Origin of the sequence: Candidatus Palibaumannia cicadellinicola, from assembly GCF_002855795.1 — a bacterium.
GTDB lineage: Bacteria > Pseudomonadota > Gammaproteobacteria > Enterobacterales > Enterobacteriaceae > Baumannia > Baumannia cicadellinicola_C.
The window spans coordinates 1-4,530 of the sequence record NZ_NJPO01000161.1 but is presented as its reverse complement, the minus strand read 5'-3'; the positions used below and the strand labels follow the sequence as shown (position 1 = coordinate 4,530).

The 4,530-nt window shown below is 40.8% G+C and carries 5 protein-coding genes and 1 pseudogene; all 6 read left to right on the top strand.

Going from position 1 to position 4,530, the window contains the following annotated elements; translation table 11 throughout:
- Positions 1–66 precede the first annotated feature (66 nt).
- Positions 67–402: pseudogene (locus tag CEX73_RS02955) on the top strand (tRNA-guanine transglycosylase); the annotation flags it as partial.
- Positions 403–461: 59 nt separating this feature from the next.
- Positions 462–794 carry a preprotein translocase subunit YajC gene (gene yajC, locus CEX73_RS02950; protein WP_101627096.1) on the top strand — a complete coding sequence of 111 codons (333 nt, stop codon included), beginning with the start codon at positions 462–464 and terminating at the stop codon, positions 792–794.
- 53 nt (positions 795–847) lie between these two features.
- Positions 848–2,695 (top strand): protein translocase subunit SecD, encoded by a 1,848-nt coding sequence (gene secD, locus CEX73_RS02945; protein ID WP_101627095.1) that lies wholly within the window; start codon positions 848–850, stop codon positions 2,693–2,695.
- 13 nt (positions 2,696–2,708) lie between these two features.
- A complete protein-coding gene (gene secF, locus CEX73_RS02940; protein ID WP_101627094.1) occupies positions 2,709–3,647 on the top strand; it encodes a protein translocase subunit SecF in 939 nt (312 codons plus the stop codon).
- Between the two features lie 105 nt (positions 3,648–3,752).
- Entirely contained in the window at positions 3,753–4,202 is a 450-nt protein-coding gene (gene nrdR, locus CEX73_RS02935; protein ID WP_101627093.1) for a transcriptional regulator NrdR, read from the top strand.
- A 17-nt stretch (positions 4,203–4,219) separates the two neighbouring features.
- Positions 4,220–4,530: bifunctional diaminohydroxyphosphoribosylaminopyrimidine deaminase/5-amino-6-(5-phosphoribosylamino)uracil reductase RibD (gene ribD, locus CEX73_RS02930; RefSeq protein WP_101627092.1), on the top strand; the 311-nt coding region annotated here is incomplete at its 3' end.

The following is a 4,530-nucleotide window of genomic DNA, read 5'->3' as shown; positions in this document are numbered from 1 at the left end:
GGTGGGTGGTTATCAATATTTACGATATCAAGATACTGATCGATATTAGGTTTGGGCTACTTATAAGTTGGTGAGCAAGAATATTTAGTCGAAGGATGGCGTCGCGGTATCAATATCTTCGATTGCGTAATGCCCACCAGTAATACTAATACGTACACGCAATAGTCATCTTTTTGTAACGAATAGGATAGTAAAAATACGCCATGTTAGATGTTAGATATGGAGTGTGACTGTTATACCTGTTGTAATTATAGTCGTGCATATTTACATAATCTTTACCGTTGCAACGCAATACTAGGTGCTCGTTTAAAAAAGATTCATAATTGATGTTTATACCAGCGTTTGATGGCTGGTTTACACCAGCCTATTAATACAGGTAAATCACAACAATTTATTGAATAATTTTATCAAAATACAAAGAAATAGTTTTTCTTAAATAACTCATGCATGAGGTAATAACAATGCTGTTTTTTGTTTCTGATGCCATAGCTAGCACAAGCGCGTCATCTCAAGGAAGTTCTTACTCGCTGATAATTATGCTGGTATTTTTCGGTGTGATTTTTTATTTCATGATCTTGCGACCACAGCAAAAACGCGCCAAAGTGCATAAAGCATTAATCCATTCCATCTCCAAAGGAGATGAAGTGCTGACTACCGGCGGTTTAGTCGGTAGAGTTGTTAAGGTTACTCAAACGGGTTATATTTCCGTAGCACTCAACGAGACTAATGAAGTTTTGATTAAGAGTGACTTTATAGCTGCGGTTTTACCTAAAGGTACGATGAAAGCACTATAAATATATATTTCACCTCAGTTATAATTATAGGGAGGTAAAAGAGGACAACTATTGTGTTAAATCGCTATCCTTTGTGGAAGTATATAATGCTAATATTTACTTTGATATTAGGCATACTTTATGCGCTTCCAAACCTTTATGGCGAAGATTTAGCTATACAAATAACAGGTACTCACGGTGCTACCGTGGGTACCTCAACACTACTTTATACCCAACAAATTTTAACAAAAAACAACATTATCAGCAAATCCATTTCCTTAATAAAAGGTACAATCTTGGCTCGCTTTTCAAGTCAAGAGATACAGTTGCGCGCCCATGATGCTTTATTAAGTGCACTAGGCGATAATTATGTCGTTGCGCTTCACTTAGCCCCAGCGACACCTTCATGGTTAACGATGATAGGCGCAGAGCCGATGAAATTAGGCCTAGATTTGCGCGGGGGCGTGCACTTTCTGATGGAAGTAGATATGAATACCGTATTCAGTAAGTTGCAGGAGCAAACTATGGATATCCTGCTTCGAGAGTTGCACGATCAAAAGATTCCTTATACATCAGTGCATAAAAGTCACAACTATGGTAGCAATATTAGTTTCAGCAACGCCTCTATTCGCGATGAAGCGCTTTCCTCGCTTATGTTAAGCCACCGAGACATGACAATCACCCGTAGTGGGAATAATGGTATCAGTGCTCATTTGTCGGAGAATCATCTACATGATGCCCGTAAATATGCGGTACAACAAAATATCATTATTCTACGTAACCGTGTAAACCAATTAGGAGTATCTGAACCACTTGTACAGCGTCAGGGCTCTAACCGAATTGTAGTTGAACTGCCCGGTATTCAGGATACCGCACGTGCTAAGGAAATTATCGGCGCTACCGCGATGCTGGAGTTTCGCCTAGTCAACAATACAGTACATCACTGTACAGAAGCTGGTAATAGCGTTCCAGAAAATTATGAAGTGAAATTCACCCGCTATGGGCAGCCAGTAGTACTATATAAAAGGGTAATTATTACTGGCAACCATATTACCAATGCTACCTTCAGCACCGATGAGTATAACCGGCCGCAGGTTAATATTTCTCTAGATAATACCGGCGGGATAATCATGTCCAAATTTACCAAGGATAATATCGGTAAGCTGATGGCAACACTATTTGTGGAATATAAGGACAGTGGTAAAAAAGACGCCAAAGACAACGTTATCTTAGTCAAGCAAGAAGAGGTGATAAACGTTGCTACTATCCAGTCACGTATTAGCAATATGTTTCGTATTACCGGTATTAATAGTACAAAAGAAGCTCGTCATCTTTCACTACTACTACGTGCTGGGGCACTGATTGCACCGATTAAGATTGTGGAAGAGTGTACTATCGGGCCTACTCTAGGTATGCAGAATATCACCCAGGGTTTAGTAGCCTGCCTATGGGGACTGATAGCTTCTATATTATTTATGGTGATATGGTACCGTAAGTTTGGACTTATTGCAACTATTACTATTATTGCTAATTTAATTATGATTATTAGTATTATGTCTTTGTTACCAGGTATTACTCTGACTATGCCGGGTATCGCTGGCATTGTGCTCACGTTAGCGGTTGCGGTGGATGCTAACGTGCTTATTTACGAGCGTATCAAAGAAGAGTTACGTAAGGGTAGTAGCATACCACATGCCATTCACCAAGGATATCAGAGTACGTTTTCTAGTATCGTCGATGCGAATATGACAACTCTGATTACCGCTCTTATTCTCTATGAGTTTGGCACTAGTTCTATTAAGGGCTTCGCTATTACAACTGCTATTGGTATTGCTACCTCAATGTTTACCGCAATCCTAGGTACCCGTGCTATCGTTAATCTGCTATATGGTGGTAAATTAATAGATAAGCTTTCCATTTAGGATCGATCGGTCTATGAATCGACAACACAAAAGTGTTGATGAATGTCATTTCAGCTATAAAGCATACAATTTTATGCGCTGGTCCTCTATAGCGTTTAGTTTGTCGGTGATATCTGTTATCGCGTCTATTACTATTATGGTTGTGCATGGCTTTAATTGGGGACTAGATTTCACCGGTGGTATGGTTATTGAACTACATCTAAAGCAAGCCCCAGATCTAGAGCAAATGCGCGAAGTAATAGAGCAGGCAGGATTTAAAGATTTTTTAGTGCAGAATTTAGGTAGCAGCCGAGATATAATAATACGTATGCCGACAGTTGAAGATGATCTTCAGCAAAAACTAGACAATAGAGTACTTAGGGTTGTCAATCAGGCTACGGTGAAACGAGTCGAGTTAGTTGGACCTAACGTTAGCAACGATATCTTACAAGCAGGCAGCTTAGCACTATTACTAGCTCTCCTCTGTGTTTTTCTCTACGTTGGTTTCCGCTTTGAGTGGAGACTTGCTACCGGCACTGTGCTTGCTTTGATCCATGACGTTATTATTACCCTAGGGTTACTGTCATTATTTAAGATTGAGATCGAATCAACCATTATCGCTTCGCTGATTTCGGTTATTGGTTATTCGCTCAATGACAGTATTGTAGTTTCCGACCGAATACGTGAGAATTTTCGTAGAATTGGCGGCGGCAATGCTTACGATATTTTTAATCTTTCGCTGACCCAAATATTCAGTAGGACTATCATTACGTCAGCGATTACTATGATGGTGGTACTAATACTTCTTATATTTGGCGGCTCTATGCTACATAGTTTTTCGATTACGCTGTTGATTGGCGTGTTTATCGGTACGATATCATCGATCTATGTAGCTTCTGCACTAGCGCTGAAACTTGGTATCAAGCACGAACATATCCTGCCACATAACATGGAGAAAGAAAGCCCCGAATAACTATAGCTGTTGCACTAATAGATAGTGCTGCTTGCTTTCTCATAAGCAGCGTTCGCGCTACACTTATTTGGTCTTAATTAATCAGCTAGTTAGGAAGCGCTATCCATGCATTGCTTATTTTGTTTTGCCGTAGATACTAAAGTAATAGACTCCCGTCTCGTCGTAGAGGGAACACAAGTTCGCCGCCGCCGACAGTGTGTTATCTGTAATGAACGTTTTACTACTTTTGAAGTAGCAGAGTTTATCTTGCCACGAGTAATTAAAAGCAATGATATGCGTGAATCATTCAACGAAGATAAGTTACGCAGCGGTCTTATTAAAGCTTTGGAGAAACGTCCCATCAAATCCAACGATATCGATATGGCTATAAATAACATTAAATTTAATTTATGCGCCATAGGAGAGTGCGAAGTACCGAGTCAAATCATTGGTAATTTAGTCATGGACGTGTTGAAAAAACTAGATAAAGTTGCTTATATACGTTTTGCTTCTGTCTATCGCAGTTTCGAAGATATCCGCGAATTCGGCGAAGAGATAGCTAGATTACAAGATTAATCTTAAAGGCTTATCGAATGATATGTGATGAATTTTACCTGGCGTTGGCATTTAAGCTAGCCCGTCGCGGGCGATTTACAACCGCGCCTAATCCCAATGTAGGCTGTGTGATCAGCCGCGACCGCTGCATCGTTGGTGAAGGTTATCATGTACGTGCTGGCGAACCCCATGCCGAAGTGCATGCACTACGTATGGCTGGTGCGGCTGCGCGCGGCGCAACGGCTTACATAACTCTAGAGCCTTGCAGCCACCATGGACGTACTCCGCCATGTACCGAAGCGTTGATTGAAGCTGGCGTAACACGGGTGGCAGCTGCTATGCTCGATCC

Excerpts from the sequence above, each read along its gene's own strand:
- yajC (WP_101627096.1), top strand. The coding sequence starts at position 462 with ATGCTGTTTTTTGTTTCTGATGCCATAGCTAGCACAAGCGCGTCATCT.
- nrdR (WP_101627093.1), top strand. The coding sequence starts at position 3,753 with ATGCATTGCTTATTTTGTTTTGCCGTAGATACTAAAGTAATAGACTCC.
- secF (WP_101627094.1), top strand. The coding sequence starts at position 2,709 with ATGAATCGACAACACAAAAGTGTTGATGAATGTCATTTCAGCTATAAA.